We start from the raw sequence: 16,829 nt of genomic DNA, 5'->3' as shown, positions 1-16,829 counted from the left end.
TTTTCGAATGAGAATGAAGAAAAAGCCCGAAATGGGCACAATTTAAGCGATTGTCTTTTTACGGACTAGACCGTTTAAATAACGCTTGAGCTTTTTCTTCAGCTTCTTCAGCATGATTACTCCTTCCTTTCCTTATTTTAAACATGCATATTACTAGTGAGAATTCTATCTCTGATATAAGAGATAGGACAAAAGTGAATGGTGAGTCTTGTCCTTTCCCATACAGTGAAAGTTATTCTATAGTAACGATTAGTAGCCGTTAGTTATAGGTATAGTATGAGGAAGAATGGAAAAGAAAATTCATCCGAACAAGTATCCACATGTTTTACTAATATATATATGCAAAGTTTACAAATAAGGTCAGAAAGGGAACGCTTTCTTCACAGATGTTTAATATGTTATACTTTTTTTTAGAATTTGAAAAGTGATATTCAAAATAGGAATATAGAGTGCCAGAAAGGATTTTGACAAATGAATGATAAAATTGTCTTTTTTGATATTGATGGAACATTATTAGATCATGATAAAAAAATTCCACAATCTACACGAGATGCAGTAAAACAGTTACAAGAAAAAGGTGTACATGTAGCAATTGCGACAGGGCGCGCGCCATTTATGTTCGAAGATATTCGTAAGGAACTTGATATACATAATTATGTTAGTTTTAATGGACAATATGTTGTCTTTGAAGATGAGGTAATATTTAATAATCCGTTACATCCAGATGCTTTACATAAGTTTACTCAGTTTGCAAAACAAGAAGGATATCCACTTGTATATCTTGACCATCAAGATATGAGAGCATCAGTGGAATATCATGATTATGTGAAAGAAGGCTTTGGAAGCTTAAACTTTGAGCATCCAGCATATGAGCCTAATTTTTATGAGGAACGTAATATTTATCAAACACTACTTTTTTGTGAAGTAAATGAAGAGGAAAAGTTTATTAATCATTATCCAGATTTTCATTTTATTCGTTGGCATGCATATTCAATGGATATCATTCCGAATGGTGGTTCTAAGGCAAAAGGAATTGAGAAATACATTGAAAAGTTAGGTTTTAATCGTGATCAAGTGTATGCATTTGGAGATGGCTTAAATGATTTAGAAATGATCGAAGCCGTTGGCACAGGTATTGTGATGGGAAATGGCCATGAAGACTTGAAAAAACTTGCAAATCATGTGACAAAGGATGTTAATGAAGACGGTATATATCATGGACTAAAGTGGGCTGGATTGCTATAAGTGAATATGGAACCCATTTCATAATAAAAAGGCGGAAGATTAACTTCCGCCTTTTTATTATTATCGCTCTAGAGGTTTGGAATCATCAGGAGCGGCAAAAGGATTTTCTTTATTGATATGGTCATAGAACATAACGCCATTTAAATGGTCAATCTCGTGCTGAAATACGATTGCTGGTAAACCTTTTAAACGTAATTTTACTTCTTCTCCGTTAATAGAAGTTGCTTTTACTGTAATTCTTGTATAACGAGGAACATAACCAGGTACTTCGCGGTCTACAGATAGACAGCCTTCACCACCCTGTAAATATGTACGTTCAACAGAATGGCTAATGATTTTTGGATTGAATAATGCATGGCTATATAATGTACCATCCGCATCGGTTACATGAACTGCAATCATTTTTTTTGAAACACCGATTTGCGGAGCCGCTAATCCGATTCCAGGGCGTAAACTATATTTTTCAGCCATTTCAGGATCTTGGCTATTTATTACGAATTCAATCATTTCTTTTAAGGTAGTTGTATCTTCTTCGCTTGCCGGTAATGACACCTCTTCTGCAACGTTGCGCAAAATAGGATCTCCTTCGCGAATAACATCTTTCATTGTAAGCATATGTAATCTCTCCTTTCCTCTTTAGTCTACCAAAGGAGATGGAAAAAGTCATCGGCAAGAAAGGGAAGGCATTTTGGAAATTGTTCTATTATAGAGTAGTTATGTATGTGATAAACAGAAAAAGACGGCAAAGCCGTCTTTTTCTTTCCATAGTTGTTTCGTTTTACATTAGCGAATGCAAGCAGCACCAACGATAATTAAAAGAATAAACAACACAACGATTAAGGCGAAGCCGCGTCCAGACCCGCCACAAGAACCGCCATAACCGTAGGAAGGATATGAACAAGTTGGATAGCAATATGAGTATCCGTACATGAGATGACCTCCTTTATCATTTCCCGCTAATACTGCGGTTACTATAATGTATGGAAGAGGGGGTAGAAATGTATAGGTATTTACCTAAAAAAGGAAGAGTAGTTTGTATATTTTTGTTACGAAGAGAGAAAAACTAAAGAGAATTAAATCGTTTACATATTATTCTAAGAGAAAAAATAAGTGAAAAAGGGAATAATATAACAGTAGGTCAATGCTTACTAATACAGATGTAAAAAATAAAAACACGTTTGTGTAGTAGAAACCTGCATATTATTTATAAAAAAACGTATTCAAAGTAATTGACATCGTAATTAGAATAGTTGTAAACTAAAAAACGTGATCAAGATTGTATTAATATGTTTCTGAAAAAACATTAGTACAGATTGTTAGGTACACAAAATTATTCTCAACCGACAGACAAACATGTTGGTTTACATCGTTGCGCTTTTTAAATTGGAAAATAGCCAGTGAAAGCGTTTCAGAATATGGTTCAAGAGAGGAAGAGGTGAACGGAATGGGTACTAAAACAAAAAAGACCCTATTTAATGTTGATGAGCAAATGAAAGCTATCGCAGCTCAATTTGAAACATTACAAATTTTAAATGAAAACGGTGAAGTTGTGAATGAAGCAGCTATGCCTGAATTATCTGATGATCAATTAAAAGAATTAATGCGTCGTATGGTGTATACTCGCGTATTAGATCAACGTTCTATTTCTTTAAACCGTCAAGGACGTTTAGGTTTCTACGCACCTACAGCTGGACAAGAAGCTTCTCAATTAGCAAGTCATTTCGCACTTGAAGCAGAAGACTTCATCTTACCAGGATACCGTGATGTACCACAATTAGTATGGCACGGATTACCATTATACCAAGCATTCTTATTCTCTCGTGGACACTTCATGGGTAACCAAATGCCTGAGAATGTAAATGCATTAGCTCCACAAATCATTATCGGTGCGCAAATCATCCAAACTGCTGGTGTTGCGTTAGGTATGAAACTACGTGGTAAAAAATCTGTTGCAATTACTTATACTGGTGACGGTGGTGCTTCACAAGGTGACTTCTACGAAGGTATGAACTTTGCAGGTGCATTCAAAGCTCCAGCAATCTTCGTTGTTCAAAACAACCGTTATGCAATCTCTACTCCAGTAGAAAAGCAATCTGCAGCTAAAACTGTAGCACAAAAAGCAGTAGCAGCAGGTATTTACGGAATTCAAGTAGACGGTATGGATCCATTAGCTGTATACGCAGCAACTGCTTTCGCTCGTGAGCGCGCAGTAAATGGCGAAGGCCCTACTTTAATCGAGACTTTAACATTCCGTTACGGTCCACATACAATGGCTGGTGATGACCCAACTCGTTACCGTACAAAAGATATCGAAAACGAATGGGAACAAAAAGACCCAATCGTACGCTTCCGTAAGTTCTTAGAAGCTAAAGGCCTATGGTCTCAAGAAGTTGAAGAGACAGTAATCGAAGAAGCAAAAGAAGATATCAAACAAGCAATTGCTAAGGCTGACCAAGCTCCAAAACAAAAAGTAACTGATTTAATGGAAATCATGTACGAAAAAATGCCTTACAACTTAGCTGAACAATATGAAATCTACAAAGAAAAGGAGTCGAAGTAAGCCATGGCTCAAATGACAATGATTCAAGCAATCACTGATGCTTTACGCGTTGAAATGAAAAATGACCCTAACGTACTTGTATTTGGTGAAGACGTTGGTGTAAACGGCGGTGTATTCCGTGCTACTGAAGGTTTACAAGCTGAATTTGGTGAAGATCGTGTAATGGATACTCCACTTGCAGAGTCTGGTATTGGTGGACTTGCAGTTGGTCTTGCACTTGAAGGATTCCGTCCAGTTCCAGAAATCCAATTCTTCGGTTTCGTTTATGAAGTAATGGATTCAATTTCTGGTCAATTAGCTCGTATGCGTTACCGTTCTGGTGGACGTTGGACTGCTCCAGTAACAGTTCGTTCTCCATTCGGTGGTGGTGTTCATACTCCTGAACTTCATGCTGATAGCTTAGAAGGATTAGTGGCTCAACAACCTGGTCTAAAAGTTGTTATTCCATCTACTCCATACGATGCTAAAGGTCTTTTAATCTCTGCGATTCGTGACAACGATCCAGTTATCTACTTAGAGCATATGAAATTGTACCGTTCATTCCGTCAAGAGGTACCAGAAGGTGATTACACAATTGATTTAGGTAAAGCTGATATCAAACGTGAAGGTACAGATGTATCTGTTATCGCTTACGGTGCTATGGTTCACGCTGCATTAAAAGCTGCTGAAGAACTTGAAAAAGAAGGTATCTCTTTAGAGGTTGTTGACTTACGTACAGTTCAACCATTAGATATCGAAACAATCATCGCTTCTGTTGAAAAAACAGGTCGCGTAGTTGTAGTTCAAGAAGCTCAAAAACAAGCTGGTATTGCAGCTAACGTTGTAGCGGAAATTAACGACCGTGCAATCTTAAACTTAGAAGCTCCAGTTGTACGTGTTGCAGCTGCTGATACAGTATTCCCATTCTCTCAAGCAGAGAGCGTATGGTTACCAAACCACAAAGATATTGTTGAAGCTGTAAACAAAGTAATGAACTTCTAATTTTTAGCTTTTCATGTGCAAAAGAAATCAGCACATGCTGGTTTCTTTTGTACATATTCCATAATAATGAAATGAATCAGGGGGCTGAATTCCGTGGCATTTGAATTTAAACTACCAGATATCGGTGAAGGTATCCACGAAGGTGAAATCGTAAAATGGTTTATTAAACCAGGCGATGAAGTAAACGAAGACGATGTACTTCTTGAAGTACAAAATGATAAAGCAGTAGTAGAAATCCCTTCTCCTGTTAAAGGTAAAGTACTTGAAGTACTTGTAGAAGAAGGAACAGTTGCAATCGTAGGAGATACATTAATTAAATTTGATGCTCCTGGATACGAAAACCTTAAATTTAAAGGTGACGATCATGATGAAGCTCCAAAAGCTGAAGAAGCAGCAGTAGAAGCTCCAGCAGCGGAAGCTACTCCAGCAGCAACTGCAGAAGTAGTAAATGAGCGCGTAATCGCTATGCCATCTGTTCGTAAATACGCTCGTGAAAAAGGTGTAGACATTCATAAAGTAGCTGGTACTGGTAAGAATGGCCGTATCGTAAAAGCTGACATCGATGCATTTGCAAATGGTGGACAAACTGTAGCAGCAACTGAGGCTCCAGCAGCAGTAGAAGCTACTCCAGCAGCAGCGAAAGAAGAAGCACCAAAAGCACAACCAATCCCAGCTGGTGAATATCCAGAAACTCGTGAGAAAATGAGTGGTATCCGTAAAGCGATTGCGAAAGCAATGGTTAACTCTAAACACACAGCTCCTCACGTAACATTAATGGACGAAGTAGATGTAACAGAACTTGTTGCTCATCGTAAGAAGTTCAAAGCAGTAGCAGCTGACAAAGGTATTAAATTAACTTACCTTCCGTACGTTGTTAAAGCTTTAACATCTGCATTACGTGAATACCCAATGTTAAACACTTCTTTAGACGATGCATCTCAAGAAGTAGTTCATAAACATTACTTCAACATCGGTATCGCAGCTGATACAGACAAAGGTCTATTAGTACCAGTTGTTAAAGATACAGATCGTAAGTCTATCTTCACTATTTCTAACGAGATCAACGATCTTGCTGGTAAAGCACGTGAAGGTCGTCTAGCTCCAACTGAAATGAAAGGTGCTTCTTGCACAATTACAAACATTGGTTCTGCAGGTGGACAATGGTTCACTCCAGTTATCAATCACCCAGAAGTAGCAATCCTTGGTATCGGCCGTATCGCTGAAAAACCAGTTGTGAAAAATGGTGAGATCGTTGCAGCTCCAGTATTAGCATTATCTCTAAGCTTTGACCATCGTTTAATTGACGGCGCAACAGCTCAAAAAGCGTTAAACCAAATTAAACGTCTATTGAATGACCCACAATTATTAGTAATGGAGGCGTAATAACAATGGTAGTAGGAGATTTCCCAATTGAATTAGATACAGTCGTTGTTGGTGCAGGTCCTGGTGGATACGTTGCGGCAATTCGTGCAGCACAATTAGGTCAAAAGGTAGCAATTATTGAAAAAGCTAACCTTGGTGGCGTATGCTTAAACGTTGGATGTATTCCTTCAAAAGCGTTAATCAATGCAGGTCATCGTTATGAGAATGCAATGCATTCTGATGACATGGGTATTACTGCAGAGAACGTAAAAGTTGACTTTACAAAAGTTCAAGAATGGAAAAACGGCGTAGTTAAGAAATTAACTGGCGGTGTTGAAGGCCTTCTTAAAGGTAACAAAGTTGAAATCATTCGCGGTGAAGCTTACTTCGTAGATGCTAACACATTACGCGTTATGACTGAAGATGCAGCTCAAACTTATACGTTTAAAAATGCTGTTCTTGCAACTGGTTCTACACCAATCGAAATTCCAGGATTCAAATACTCTAAACGTGTTATCAACTCTACAGGTGCTTTAAGCTTACCTGAAATTCCTAAAAAACTTGTTGTAATCGGCGGCGGTTACATCGGTATGGAATTAGGTACTGCATATGCTAACTTCGGTACAGAAGTTACTGTAGTAGAAGCTGGCGACGAAATCTTAGCTGGTTTCGAAAAAGCTATGAGCTCTGTTGTTAAACGTGCTCTACAGAAAAAAGGTAACGTAAATATCCATACAAAAGCTATGGCTAAAGGCGTTGAAGAAACAGAAACTGGCGTAAAAGTTAGCTTTGAAGTTAAAGGTGAAATCCAAACTGTAGAAGCAGATTACGTATTAGTAACTGTAGGTCGTCGTCCAAACACTCAAGAAATCGGTCTTGAGCAAGTTGGAGTTAAAATGACTGACCGCGGCATCATCGAAATCGATGAGCAATGTCGTACAAATGTACCAAACATCTATGCAATCGGTGATATCGTTCCTGGACCACCATTAGCTCACAAAGCTTCTTACGAAGGTAAAGTAGCTGTAGAAGCAATTAGTGGCCATGCATCAGCTATCGATTACATCGGAATTCCTGCAGTATGCTTCACTGATCCAGAATTAGCATCTGTTGGTTACACTAAAAAACAAGCTGAAGAAGCTGGAATGACTGTAACTGTATCTAAGTTCCCATTCGCTGCTAACGGTCGTGCATTATCATTAAACAGCACTGACGGTTTCCTACAACTTGTAACACGTAAAGAAGATGGTCTTCTTGTAGGTGCTCAAGTTGCAGGTGCAGGTGCTTCTGATATTATCTCTGAGATTGGTTTAGCTATCGAAGCTGGAATGACAGCTGAAGATATCGCTCAAACAATCCATGCTCACCCAACATTAGGTGAGATCACAATGGAAGCAGCTGAAGTTGCTCTTGGAATGCCAATTCACATTGTAAAATAATTTAAGTAATGTAAATAGCCCTTCTCTTATTGTAAGAGAGGGGCTATTTTTATTTTCATCAAATGACTTGCAAGGTCTTTAAACGTACTTGTCGAATGAATATATAATACTTTAACAAATGATTCCGGCTTAACTTACTTCAAAGGTAATATATATCATCCTATAATATGTAATTGATTCAAACTTAACCCCATATATTAATAAAATAGAGCATGTCAAAGGAGAAGGTTCCATGAAAATATTACATGTTATATTTTATCATTTACTACTATGGAGTGGCTTTTCCACTGTATTAACATTATCGACTGGTGATAAGTTTCATTATAAAGTTATTCTTTTTTTCGTATTTCTATATTTAGCCTATGTAATAGCATATTTTGTATTACACGTAAGAAAGCAAGCGTTATTTCTTACATGTTCGAATTGTATACTATTTTTAATCGTATTATTTCTTTTTTAAATTAACGTTTATAAAAATACATTGTTCTTCCATTAAATAAATGTAACTCTCCTTCTAATTTCTTCGCTAAAAAACGGCAAAATTCATTTGCTTTCCCTTTGTCACCATATGTTGCATTAGGTGGTAAAGAAACTTGGATGAAAGATTGTTCATTTTCTATACCAACACCAATATAAATTGAGTCATACCGGTCGTGATTGGATTGAAGTTTTAATGTTGTTGTAGATGTATCTAAAATTTCATAAGGAAAAGCGGTATTTGTATACGGGTAATTAATTTGGGCACCAGTTTTAGAAGTAACTGTTTTATAATAATGAAAAAGTTGTTTTATATCATCTATTGAAACAGATTGTTGATTGGATTTAGGTACAAGCGTAATAAAGGCATGTTGCATATAAGTTCCCCCTAACTTAGTAGAATATTATTATTCTACATCCTACTGAATTTTTTGACAATTAAAAGGAGTATTACATGTTTTGTTTAATATACTATTAATGAAACGTGATGTAGAAAGGTGGAAACCAATGTTTGAAAAATTGTATGATGAGCATGAAAGTGTGAAGGTACGATTTTTAGGGTTTATGACACATGATACACGTTATGATTTTGGTGTTATTTATACAAATATGTTTTTTGGAAAACCGCTCATTGTTTGTATGCAAACAGGAAGGTCTACTTTACTCGGAAGAGATGATGTAGAGAATGTTCAATATATACAGGAGATTTTTAAATTAGGATCAGAAGAGGAAGCGAAGGAGTTAGCTCAGTTTTTCAAATTTCTAGTTCCGTCAACTTCTTTACATGCGGAATATGAAGAATAATTAATGTGAAACAGTCGTACTTATAAATATGGCTGTTTTTTATTTGAATATCGCATACTAATTAAAGTTTAAAATTTTTAATGTGTTATACTGAAAACCTATTGACGTAAAAAGTATAACATATTAAAATAAAGACAGAAAGTTAAGCGGTTACAAAAAAGTTTTTGGGATTATAAACTTAGGGGGAAATGAAAAATGGGAACAATCGTATGTCAAGATTGTGAAGGTACAATTGCACACTTCGAAGATGAGAAAGTAACGGTACTTTACGGGAAATGTGGATCTTGCGGATGTGATCACACAGAGCATACAAAAGCCCAATAATTGATAGGAAATGGACAGCTAAAAGTTTTTAGGACCATAAACTTAGGGGGAAATGAAAAATGGGAACAATCGTATGCCAAGTATGTGAAGGAACAATCGGACATTTTGAAGATGAGAAAACGACAGTACTTTACGGAAAATGTGGAACAAATTGTGACTGTGCTAGAAAAGATAATGCGAAAGCTTAATGATAAATAAATAGATTACTATTAAAACTCAGGGGGAAATGAGAATGGGAACAATCGTATGCCAAGTATGTGAAGGAACAATTGGACATTTTGAAGATGAAAAATCAACAGTACTATACGGGAAATGTGGATCTCATTGCGAATGTGACCATAAAGAACATACAAAAGCTTAATAATAAGAAAAAGCGCCTACATGTGTAGGCGCTTTTTTAATAAATTGTAGTTGTATGACCAACTGTTGCAACGATTGCATCATCCCTAATTGGAATAAAGCTTATGGATGTCTGTGGTGTACTAGAAGAAGCGTATTGGCTCATTATACGGCTATCTATACGGGTAATAGTATCGGTCAAGAAAGCTGAAATAAAAGCGTAAGGGACTCGTCGTTCATTTAATGAATAAATAATTTCTTCTTTTGTTTTTACACCTACGCCATGTCCGTAAAAAAAGAAATTTCCTAAATAGATTGTGTTTTCTCCTTGCCACTCAATCGTAGCTGGATTCACTTGTGGGTTTTTAAAGTAAACGAGGTCACCTGGAACAAGATCGCCACCGTTTTTTGTTATGAGTCTTAGATCTTGATCGTAGTCCCATGTATAAAGTAAAAGGTTTGCAAATAGACGATTGAAAGTTTCTTCCTCATACAATGATAATAAAGCTTTATAAAAAATAATAATCATAGCGGTTGCGCATTCAGTTCCATATAGTTTTCCGTTTTTGAAAATATCTTGTATGGCAATAGAAGGTGGTATGTTTGGAAGAAGCTCGAATCCTCCAAGGGATGTTCTTTTCCAATACTGGGGGTTGCAAAAGGATTGTTGAAATGTGCGAAACTGAAATCCACTTTGAAAAAGTTCTAGTGCAGAGATAATAATATTAACTCGTAAATTGAGATCAAAGCTGAGTTCATCAGCTGTTCGGAAGGAATAAACTTCTTGATTTCCTGCCATTATTGATAAAATTTGTTGTTTCTCTGCTGCAAATGGCTCATATTCATTTGTAATATAAGGATGTACAATAGAACGGCCTATTACAATCATAATAGTATCCCCACCTATACGTTACATTCTTTAGTATCGTATGAAGAAAAGGAAAAAAGGTGAAAAAAAAGCCTATCAACTGATAGGCTTGTACTCTTTAATAACACGTAATGTTTGTAATGTCATATCTTCAGGACCTTGTACAGGTAAACCTGCTTCTAAGTTTTTACGAATATACTCTAAGTTTTCTTGTGTAATAATTTCCCCCGGAGTAAAGATTGGAATCCCTGGCGGATAAACCATAACAAAATCAGCTATAATACGACCCGCTGCATTTTCAAATGGAATGACTTCTGTTTCCGAATAAAAAGCATCTCGAGGAGAAAGTGCTAGCACTGGAATTTCTGGAATCTCTACTTGTACTTGAACACCTTTATCTGCCCTATTTCTAAATGTCGCTGCTAAATCTTGTAATGCTGCAATAAGTGTATTTGTATCACTTTCTGTGTCTCCCAAAGTGATAAGACATAGTATGTTGTATAGATCTGAGAGTTCTACTTCAATGTTATATTGCTCTCTAAGCCATACTTCAGCTTGGTGGCCGGTAATACCTAAATCTTTTACAGATACAATTATCTTTGTAGGATCATAGTTAAAGGTAGCATCTGTACCTAACATTTCTTTTCCAGGACAGTAAAGATGCTCAATAGAATTTATAGCATCACGAACATGTTCAGCTAATTGTATTGTTTGTTCTATGAGTGCTGTTCCTTCTGTAGCAAGACGTTTTCTCGCAACATCAAGTGATGCTAACAAGATGTAAGAAGTTGATGTAGTTGTAAGCATGCTAATAATAGATTGGACATGTTTTACATTCACCAAGCCTTCTTTCACATTAAGAATAGAACTTTGAGTTAAAGAGCCTCCTAATTTGTGAACACTTGTTGCTGCCATGTCTGCACCAGCTTGCATCGCTGACATCGGCAATTCATCGTGAAAATGAATATGAACACCATGAGCCTCGTCGACTAGTACAGGGATGTCATAAGAATGTGCTAATTGTACAATCTGTTCTAAGTCTGCAGCAAATCCAAAGTACGTTGGGTTAATAACAAGTAAGCCCTTTGCATCTGAGTGCTCTTCAAGTGCTTTTTTGACAGATTGAATTGTGATTCCATGAGAAATACCGAGTTTCGGATCGATTTCAGGATGCATGAAAATCGGTTTTGCACCTGAGAAAATAATAGCTGACATTACTGATTTATGCACGTTTCGTGGTACTAGGATTTTGTCACCAGGACCGCAAACGCTCATCACCATTGTCATAATAGCGCCACTTGTACCTTGAATAGAAAAGAAAGTATGATCTGCACCGAATGCAGCGGCTGCTAAATCCTGTGCTTCTTTAATCATACCTTTTGGATGATGTAAATCATCGAGTGGCGCAATATTAATTAAATCAATTGCTAATGCATTATGCCCAATAAATTCGCGAAATGTAGGATCCATGCCCTGTCCTTTTTTATGACCAGGAATATGGAATTGAATTGGATTTCGCTTACTGTGCTCAACTAAAGCGGTAAACAATGGTGTTTCGTATTGGGACAATCTATACACCCCTTCTTCTTCATAATATTTAGTATAATTTGTTTTATATAATCCTGCTCTAAAAAAGGTAAGTTCTTTTTTTAGAATGAGGCTTGTTTTTCTGCCATTCAAAAAATCGGTTTTGAGATGGTAGCTTCACTTTATTTTCTATAAAACAAAAGCATTATATCACCAATAATTATAGATGTATAGAAAAAAATATTTTTAAGGTGAGTATGTTTAATAGTTAGCCTCAACTAATGAATAGAGGAAGACAATGCCATTAAAATGAATAAATAGTGTATAATGCAGAGTGGCTATAATGAAGAATAAAATATTCTCTTTAAGATAGCATAATGAAACAAGAAGAAATGATAAATGAGGTGCGAAATGGAATATCAATATCCGTTAGATTATGATTGGTCAAATGAGGAAATGGTTATAATTGTGAAGTTTTATGAAGCGATTGAGAAAGCTTATGAAAAAGGAATTATAAGAGAAGAATTAATGGGTTTATATCGTCGTTTTAAAGAGATTGTTCCATCGAAAGCAGAAGAAAAGAAAATTGATAAAGAGTTTCAAGAAGTAAGTGGATACTCTATATATCGTGCTATTCAAAGAGCAAAGGAAGTCGAAGAACAAAAGTTTGTAAAAATGTAAAAATATTTTGAAAAATAAAAACTGAAGTGATATAATGTGATAACAACTAAAAACGGACAATATAAATTGTCCGTTTTCTACTATCGATTACAAAGTGCATATAAAGGAAGGAGTGATTGCATCGTAGATTCAATCTTAGCAAGGAATTGTTCGTTGGTCATTGCTGAAAACTCCTCTGGTGATATATGAATACCAACTAATAATTCTGCTTTTTTTACAGTAGCTAGTCGTTCAATCATCTTTTGTAAGTCTTCGGTTTCAAGTGTTTTATGTAATTTCACACTTGGTTTAGTATGGTCAATGGACCAAACGAAGTCATTTGGAATATTTGTTTTTAAATCATTTAAATGTTCTGAGAAGGCATGAGCCGTCTCAACTTTTTGTGGACACTCATAGATTAAACCAAAGTATATGAAGGCATGAGTACCCCATAAGCCGATTTGGAAATGCGGTAGCATTTTATATCCTCGTTTATTTGTTGAAAAAGCAACCCAAGTATCGTTTGGTGGATTGACTTTGCGACGTGCGTGTTTTGCAACATGATAAAAAAAGTTCTCATCAGTGTGTTGGGATAAGTATTCTGCAAATTGTTCCCCTAAAGCTTCTAGCTTAGGATGAATGTTCGTTTTAATTGCACTCATTCGTTCTTCGAGACCATCAACTGTAAAGACATCAAAATCAGTTGACTTGAATGTTTGTATTGTCATGATTGTACCTCCAACTCCTATTTTGCTTTTATTTTAGCATAGCTTGTACTATTCATAAAAAAAACAGCACAAAAAAATTTAAATAAAAAAATATAATTTTGTTGCATAGATGATTTATTCAACATAGTATAGTATAAAACAAAAAATCAGAAAATTGAATTAATTCTAGTCCGAGGGCAGACGAATATTGGGAGGAGGCAAATAATATGAGACAGGTGATTAATGCGTTAAAGAGAACAGATGCCGAAAAGAGAATACCGGTGCTACGTTTGGAGCTAGATTATGAATTAGCAACTTTATATGATGCGATGATGGAAGATGATAAACAGAAAAAAGAAGAGTGTGTACAAAAGTTAGAAGTGTTAAGACTTGAAATGATTCGTTTAGAAGCGTAATAATAGTATATGTATAAAAAATTAGTTGGTGCGAACCTTATAAAGGGTTCGTTTTTTCTGTGAACAGTAAAGATCGGAGTGTTTAAACATGCAAGAAGTATGGAAAGACATCGATGCACACGCCAAACGGTGGATTCGGGATGCAGGAGAGCATTTAATGGCATCTATGAAAAAAGCACTTATTATAGAAACAAAATCCAATGCAGCTGACTTAGTTACAAATATGGACCGAGAGATAGAACAGTTTTTAATTGGGAAAATTAAAGAAACATTCCCGAATCATAATATTTTAGGAGAAGAAGGTTATGGGGACGAGATAACGTCTTCTGACGGGGTTGTTTGGTTAATTGATCCAATTGACGGCACGATGAACTTTGTTCATCAAAAAAGAAATTTTGCAATTTCAATTGGGATTTATGAGAACGGTATCGGAAAGATTGGACTTATTTATGATCCAGTACATGATGAACTATATCATGCAGTCAAGGGATCTGGAGCTTTTTGTAATGATATATCAATTCCTCCATTGGAAAAAGGAACTGTAGAGCAAGGTATTGTAGCTTTAAATGCGATATGGCTTACAGATAATCCATTGCTTAATATGGAAAGTATGATGGCACTTGTTAAGAAAGCAAGGGGCACGAGATCGTATGGCTGTGCAGCGTTAGAGATGGTGTACGTTGCAACAGGAAGAATAGATGCATATGTAACGCCGAGATTATCACCATGGGATTTTGGCGGAGGACAGATAATTGTAGAAGAAGTTGGAGGGAAGGTAACGACATTCTCTGGAGCGCCACTTTCTATCATAGAGAAGAGCAGTGTGCTAGTTGCAAAACCAGGAGTGTATGAAGAAGTGTTATCTTTTATATCAGAGCCACAAAAAAAGTAAGAGGCTATGTATAAGCTTCTTACTTTTTAGCGTTATTGTGATTTGCGCATTTTTCTTTTTGTTACAAAACCGTATCCAACTGCAACAAATGTACCGATAATGCAAATAATAATACCGATTGGACTATTTTCAGCAATCATAATGCCGATACCGATTAAGAAAATAACACCGATAATTGCGGTTAATAAAAAGCGATATTGAATGTGTTCCATTTCTTCACCCTCCAATCTCATTTTACTTTCACAAAAGTAAGAATACAACTATATTTTCATTCTTGCTTTTATTTTAATTGCTATTGTATCCCCTTCGCTCTTATAATAGAGAAGGATTAAAAAGACATTAGGAGTTGGACATGTTGAAAAAACGACAAGATTTACGTAATATAGCAATTATTGCCCACGTTGACCATGGTAAAACAACACTTGTTGACCAGTTATTACGTCAAGCGGGGACATTCCGTGCGAATGAACATATTGAAGAACGCGCAATGGATTCAAATGATCTAGAAAGAGAACGCGGTATTACAATTTTAGCGAAGAATACAGCGATTCACTATGAAGATAAAAGAATTAACATTTTAGATACACCAGGTCACGCTGACTTCGGTGGAGAAGTAGAACGTATCATGAAAATGGTTGATGGTGTTCTACTTGTTGTTGATGCATATGAAGGTTGTATGCCACAAACACGATTTGTTTTAAAGAAAGCTCTTGAGCAAAATTTAACTCCAATCGTTGTTGTAAACAAAATTGACCGTGACTTCGCTCGCCCTGATGAAGTAGTTGATGAAGTAGTTGACTTATTCATCGAACTTGGTGCAAACGAAGATCAATTAGAGTTCCCAGTTGTATTTGCATCAGCAATGAACGGAACAGCAAGCTTGGATTCAAATCCGGCAAATCAAGAAGAGAATATGAAATCATTATTCGATACAATTATCGAACATATTCCAGCACCAGTTGATAACAGCGAAGAGCCACTTCAATTCCAAGTAGCACTTCTTGATTACAACGACTACGTTGGACGTATTGGAGTTGGACGCGTATTCCGCGGTACAATGAAGGTTGGACAACAAGTTGCTTTAATGAAAGTTGACGGAAGTGTAAAACAATTCCGCGTAACGAAATTATTCGGTTACATTGGATTAAAACGTCAAGAAATTGAAGAAGCAAAAGCTGGAGATTTAGTAGCTGTTTCAGGTATGGAAGACATCAACGTAGGTGAAACGGTATGTCCGGTTGAGCATGAAGAGGCTTTACCATTATTACGTATTGATGAGCCAACGCTACAAATGACATTCCTTGTAAATAACAGCCCATTTGCAGGTCGTGAAGGTAAATTTATTACATCTCGTAAAATTGAAGAGCGTCTTCGTTCACAATTAGAAACAGATGTAAGTTTACGTGTAGATAATACAGATTCTCCTGATGCATGGATCGTATCTGGACGCGGGGAATTGCATTTATCTATCTTAATTGAAAACATGCGTCGTGAAGGTTATGAACTACAAGTATCTAAGCCTGAAGTAATTATTAAAGATATCGATGGCGTAAGATGTGAACCTGTAGAGCGCGTACAAATCGATGTTCCTGAAGAATACACTGGTTCTATTATGGAATCAATGGGTGCACGTAAAGGTGAAATGTTAGATATGGTGAATAACGGAAACGGTCAAGTTCGCCTTACTTTCATGGTTCCGGCACGTGGTTTAATTGGTTACACAACAGAATTCCTAACATTAACTCGTGGTTACGGTATTTTAAACCATACATTCGATTGCTACCAACCAGTACATGCTGGACAAGTGGGTGGACGTCGCCAAGGTGTTCTAGTTTCACTTGAAACAGGAAAAGCATCACAATACGGTATTATGCAAGTTGAAGACCGTGGTGTAATCTTCGTTGAACCAGGTACAGAAGTATATGCTGGTATGATTGTCGGAGAACATACTCGTGAGAACGACTTAACAGTTAACGTTGTGAAAATGAAACAACAAACTAACATTCGTTCTGCAACGAAAGATCAAACTTCAACAATGAAAAAACCACGCTTAATGACTCTGGAAGAGTCATTAGAGTACTTAAACGATGACGAGTTCTGTGAAGTAACTCCAGAATCAATTCGTTTACGTAAAAAGATTCTTGATAAGAGCGAACGTGAAAGAGCTGCTAAGAAAAAGAAATCTGTAGAAGCATAAAAAATAAAACAGCTACCTTTAAGGTAGCTGT

21 protein-coding genes are annotated in these 16,829 nt (G+C 36.4%); 14 read left to right on the top strand and 7 right to left on the bottom strand.

What is annotated here, in order from left to right; all coding sequences use genetic code 11:
• The first annotated feature begins 471 nt into the window (after positions 1-471).
• Positions 472-1,245 (top strand): Cof-type HAD-IIB family hydrolase, encoded by a 774-nt coding sequence (locus tag ACTJJY_RS09905; RefSeq protein WP_000998268.1) that lies wholly within the window; start codon positions 472-474, stop codon positions 1,243-1,245.
• 60 nt (positions 1,246-1,305) lie between these two features.
• Here ACTJJY_RS09905 and def read toward each other — a convergent pair whose 3' ends face one another.
• Together def and ACTJJY_RS09895 are read right to left on the bottom strand one after the other, a co-directional pair.
• The gene (def, locus tag ACTJJY_RS09900) at positions 1,306-1,860 is read right to left on the bottom strand and encodes a peptide deformylase (protein ID WP_000957048.1); all 555 of its coding nucleotides are present in this window, start codon (positions 1,858-1,860) and stop codon (positions 1,306-1,308) included.
• A 168-nt stretch (positions 1,861-2,028) separates the two neighbouring features.
• On the bottom strand, positions 2,029-2,175 hold the full coding sequence (locus ACTJJY_RS09895) for a YjcZ family sporulation protein (RefSeq protein WP_000274562.1): 147 nt from the start codon (positions 2,173-2,175) through the stop codon (positions 2,029-2,031).
• 514 nt (positions 2,176-2,689) lie between these two features.
• Between ACTJJY_RS09895 and pdhA the strand changes: the two genes are divergently transcribed.
• The 5 genes from pdhA (at position 2,690) to ACTJJY_RS09870 (ending at position 8,047) form a co-directional block, all read left to right on the top strand.
• Positions 2,690-3,805 (top strand): pyruvate dehydrogenase E1 component subunit alpha, encoded by a 1,116-nt coding sequence (gene pdhA, locus ACTJJY_RS09890; RefSeq protein ID WP_000536895.1) that lies wholly within the window; start codon positions 2,690-2,692, stop codon positions 3,803-3,805.
• 3 nt (positions 3,806-3,808) lie between these two features.
• On the top strand, positions 3,809-4,786 hold the full coding sequence (gene pdhB / locus ACTJJY_RS09885) for a pyruvate dehydrogenase complex E1 component subunit beta (protein ID WP_000068168.1): 978 nt from the start codon (positions 3,809-3,811) through the stop codon (positions 4,784-4,786).
• A 93-nt stretch (positions 4,787-4,879) separates the two neighbouring features.
• Positions 4,880-6,169, top strand: coding sequence for a pyruvate dehydrogenase complex dihydrolipoyllysine-residue acetyltransferase (pdhC, locus tag ACTJJY_RS09880; protein WP_000863420.1), 1,290 nt, complete (start codon positions 4,880-4,882; stop codon positions 6,167-6,169).
• A gap of 5 nt (positions 6,170-6,174) precedes the next feature.
• Entirely contained in the window at positions 6,175-7,587 is a 1,413-nt protein-coding gene (gene lpdA / locus ACTJJY_RS09875; protein WP_000260104.1) for a dihydrolipoyl dehydrogenase, read from the top strand.
• Positions 7,588-7,819: 232 nt separating this feature from the next.
• Entirely contained in the window at positions 7,820-8,047 is a 228-nt protein-coding gene (locus tag ACTJJY_RS09870) for a hypothetical protein (RefSeq protein ID WP_440605437.1), read from the top strand.
• Between the two features lies 1 nt (position 8,048).
• Here the strand turns inward: ACTJJY_RS09870 and ACTJJY_RS09865 are convergent, their stop codons facing one another.
• Positions 8,049-8,441 (bottom strand): DUF1885 family protein, encoded by a 393-nt coding sequence (locus ACTJJY_RS09865; RefSeq protein ID WP_440605436.1) that lies wholly within the window; start codon positions 8,439-8,441, stop codon positions 8,049-8,051.
• A 130-nt stretch (positions 8,442-8,571) separates the two neighbouring features.
• On the opposite strand from ACTJJY_RS09865, the gene ACTJJY_RS09860 reads away from it, so the two are divergent.
• From ACTJJY_RS09860 to ACTJJY_RS09845, 4 genes are all read left to right on the top strand, one after another.
• Positions 8,572-8,868, top strand: coding sequence for a DUF3055 domain-containing protein (locus tag ACTJJY_RS09860; RefSeq protein WP_000462038.1), 297 nt, complete (start codon positions 8,572-8,574; stop codon positions 8,866-8,868).
• Between the two features lie 195 nt (positions 8,869-9,063).
• Entirely contained in the window at positions 9,064-9,192 is a 129-nt protein-coding gene (locus ACTJJY_RS09855; protein ID WP_000536778.1) for a GapA-binding peptide SR1P, read from the top strand.
• A 59-nt stretch (positions 9,193-9,251) separates the two neighbouring features.
• Positions 9,252-9,380 (top strand): GapA-binding peptide SR1P, encoded by a 129-nt coding sequence (locus ACTJJY_RS09850; RefSeq protein ID WP_000536803.1) that lies wholly within the window; start codon positions 9,252-9,254, stop codon positions 9,378-9,380.
• Positions 9,381-9,424: 44 nt separating this feature from the next.
• The gene (locus tag ACTJJY_RS09845; protein WP_000536796.1) at positions 9,425-9,553 is read left to right on the top strand and encodes a GapA-binding peptide SR1P; all 129 of its coding nucleotides are present in this window, start codon (positions 9,425-9,427) and stop codon (positions 9,551-9,553) included.
• 36 nt (positions 9,554-9,589) lie between these two features.
• Here the strand turns inward: ACTJJY_RS09845 and ACTJJY_RS09840 are convergent, their stop codons facing one another.
• Positions 9,590-10,420, bottom strand: a complete 831-nt coding sequence (locus ACTJJY_RS09840; RefSeq protein ID WP_000635337.1) for a protein-glutamine gamma-glutamyltransferase — start codon at positions 10,418-10,420, stop codon at positions 9,590-9,592.
• Between the two features lie 75 nt (positions 10,421-10,495).
• Positions 10,496-11,968: an arginine decarboxylase gene (gene speA, locus ACTJJY_RS09835; RefSeq protein ID WP_000084899.1), complete on the bottom strand. Its 1,473-nt coding sequence runs from the start codon at positions 11,966-11,968 to the stop codon at positions 10,496-10,498.
• Between the two features lie 369 nt (positions 11,969-12,337).
• Here speA and ACTJJY_RS09830 point away from each other — a divergent pair, with 369 nt between their 5' ends.
• Positions 12,338-12,607: a UPF0223 family protein gene (locus ACTJJY_RS09830; RefSeq protein ID WP_072940553.1), complete on the top strand. Its 270-nt coding sequence runs from the start codon at positions 12,338-12,340 to the stop codon at positions 12,605-12,607.
• 80 nt (positions 12,608-12,687) lie between these two features.
• Here the strand turns inward: ACTJJY_RS09830 and ACTJJY_RS09825 are convergent, their stop codons facing one another.
• Positions 12,688-13,314, bottom strand: a complete 627-nt coding sequence (locus ACTJJY_RS09825) for a YktB family protein (RefSeq protein WP_440605435.1) — start codon at positions 13,312-13,314, stop codon at positions 12,688-12,690.
• A 206-nt stretch (positions 13,315-13,520) separates the two neighbouring features.
• Between ACTJJY_RS09825 and ACTJJY_RS09820 the strand changes: the two genes are divergently transcribed.
• The gene (locus tag ACTJJY_RS09820) at positions 13,521-13,709 is read left to right on the top strand and encodes a hypothetical protein (RefSeq protein ID WP_001250164.1); all 189 of its coding nucleotides are present in this window, start codon (positions 13,521-13,523) and stop codon (positions 13,707-13,709) included.
• A gap of 88 nt (positions 13,710-13,797) precedes the next feature.
• Positions 13,798-14,601 carry an inositol monophosphatase family protein gene (locus tag ACTJJY_RS09815; RefSeq protein ID WP_053563733.1) on the top strand — a complete coding sequence of 268 codons (804 nt, stop codon included), beginning with the start codon at positions 13,798-13,800 and terminating at the stop codon, positions 14,599-14,601.
• 32 nt (positions 14,602-14,633) lie between these two features.
• Here the strand turns inward: ACTJJY_RS09815 and ACTJJY_RS09810 are convergent, their stop codons facing one another.
• A complete protein-coding gene (locus tag ACTJJY_RS09810) occupies positions 14,634-14,813 on the bottom strand; it encodes a DUF5325 family protein (protein ID WP_000400123.1) in 180 nt (59 codons plus the stop codon).
• 140 nt (positions 14,814-14,953) lie between these two features.
• On the opposite strand from ACTJJY_RS09810, the gene typA reads away from it, so the two are divergent.
• Complete coding sequence (typA, locus tag ACTJJY_RS09805) at positions 14,954-16,798, top strand: translational GTPase TypA (RefSeq protein ID WP_000914752.1); 1,845 nt, start codon at positions 14,954-14,956, stop codon at positions 16,796-16,798.
• Positions 16,799-16,829: the final 31 nt, after the last annotated feature.

It is taken from the genome of Bacillus sp. 22475 (assembly GCF_052044835.1).
Classification (GTDB): domain Bacteria; phylum Bacillota; class Bacilli; order Bacillales; family Bacillaceae_G; genus Bacillus_A; species Bacillus_A cereus.
This window is presented reverse-complemented; position numbering and strand designations above follow the sequence as displayed.

What these genes read in the sequence shown, in the direction of transcription:
- def (WP_000957048.1), bottom strand. Translation starts at nt 1,860, where the DNA reads ATGCTTACAATGAAAGATGTTATTCGCGAAGGAGATCCTATTTTGCGC.
- ACTJJY_RS09870 (WP_440605437.1), top strand. Translation starts at nt 7,820, where the DNA reads ATGAAAATATTACATGTTATATTTTATCATTTACTACTATGGAGTGGC.
- ACTJJY_RS09895 (WP_000274562.1), bottom strand. Translation starts at nt 2,175, where the DNA reads ATGTACGGATACTCATATTGCTATCCAACTTGTTCATATCCTTCCTAC.
- ACTJJY_RS09860 (WP_000462038.1), top strand. Translation starts at nt 8,572, where the DNA reads ATGTTTGAAAAATTGTATGATGAGCATGAAAGTGTGAAGGTACGATTT.
- ACTJJY_RS09810 (WP_000400123.1), bottom strand. Translation starts at nt 14,813, where the DNA reads ATGGAACACATTCAATATCGCTTTTTATTAACCGCAATTATCGGTGTT.
- ACTJJY_RS09830 (WP_072940553.1), top strand. Translation starts at nt 12,338, where the DNA reads ATGGAATATCAATATCCGTTAGATTATGATTGGTCAAATGAGGAAATG.
- ACTJJY_RS09815 (WP_053563733.1), top strand. Translation starts at nt 13,798, where the DNA reads ATGCAAGAAGTATGGAAAGACATCGATGCACACGCCAAACGGTGGATT.
- ACTJJY_RS09865 (WP_440605436.1), bottom strand. Translation starts at nt 8,441, where the DNA reads ATGCAACATGCCTTTATTACGCTTGTACCTAAATCCAATCAACAATCT.
- pdhB (WP_000068168.1), top strand. Translation starts at nt 3,809, where the DNA reads ATGGCTCAAATGACAATGATTCAAGCAATCACTGATGCTTTACGCGTT.
- ACTJJY_RS09825 (WP_440605435.1), bottom strand. Translation starts at nt 13,314, where the DNA reads ATGACAATACAAACATTCAAGTCAACTGATTTTGATGTCTTTACAGTT.
- ACTJJY_RS09850 (WP_000536803.1), top strand. Translation starts at nt 9,252, where the DNA reads ATGGGAACAATCGTATGCCAAGTATGTGAAGGAACAATCGGACATTTT.
- ACTJJY_RS09820 (WP_001250164.1), top strand. Translation starts at nt 13,521, where the DNA reads ATGAGACAGGTGATTAATGCGTTAAAGAGAACAGATGCCGAAAAGAGA.
- ACTJJY_RS09840 (WP_000635337.1), bottom strand. Translation starts at nt 10,420, where the DNA reads ATGATTGTAATAGGCCGTTCTATTGTACATCCTTATATTACAAATGAA.
- pdhA (WP_000536895.1), top strand. Translation starts at nt 2,690, where the DNA reads ATGGGTACTAAAACAAAAAAGACCCTATTTAATGTTGATGAGCAAATG.
- typA (WP_000914752.1), top strand. Translation starts at nt 14,954, where the DNA reads ATGTTGAAAAAACGACAAGATTTACGTAATATAGCAATTATTGCCCAC.
- ACTJJY_RS09855 (WP_000536778.1), top strand. Translation starts at nt 9,064, where the DNA reads ATGGGAACAATCGTATGTCAAGATTGTGAAGGTACAATTGCACACTTC.
- ACTJJY_RS09905 (WP_000998268.1), top strand. Translation starts at nt 472, where the DNA reads ATGAATGATAAAATTGTCTTTTTTGATATTGATGGAACATTATTAGAT.
- lpdA (WP_000260104.1), top strand. Translation starts at nt 6,175, where the DNA reads ATGGTAGTAGGAGATTTCCCAATTGAATTAGATACAGTCGTTGTTGGT.
- ACTJJY_RS09845 (WP_000536796.1), top strand. Translation starts at nt 9,425, where the DNA reads ATGGGAACAATCGTATGCCAAGTATGTGAAGGAACAATTGGACATTTT.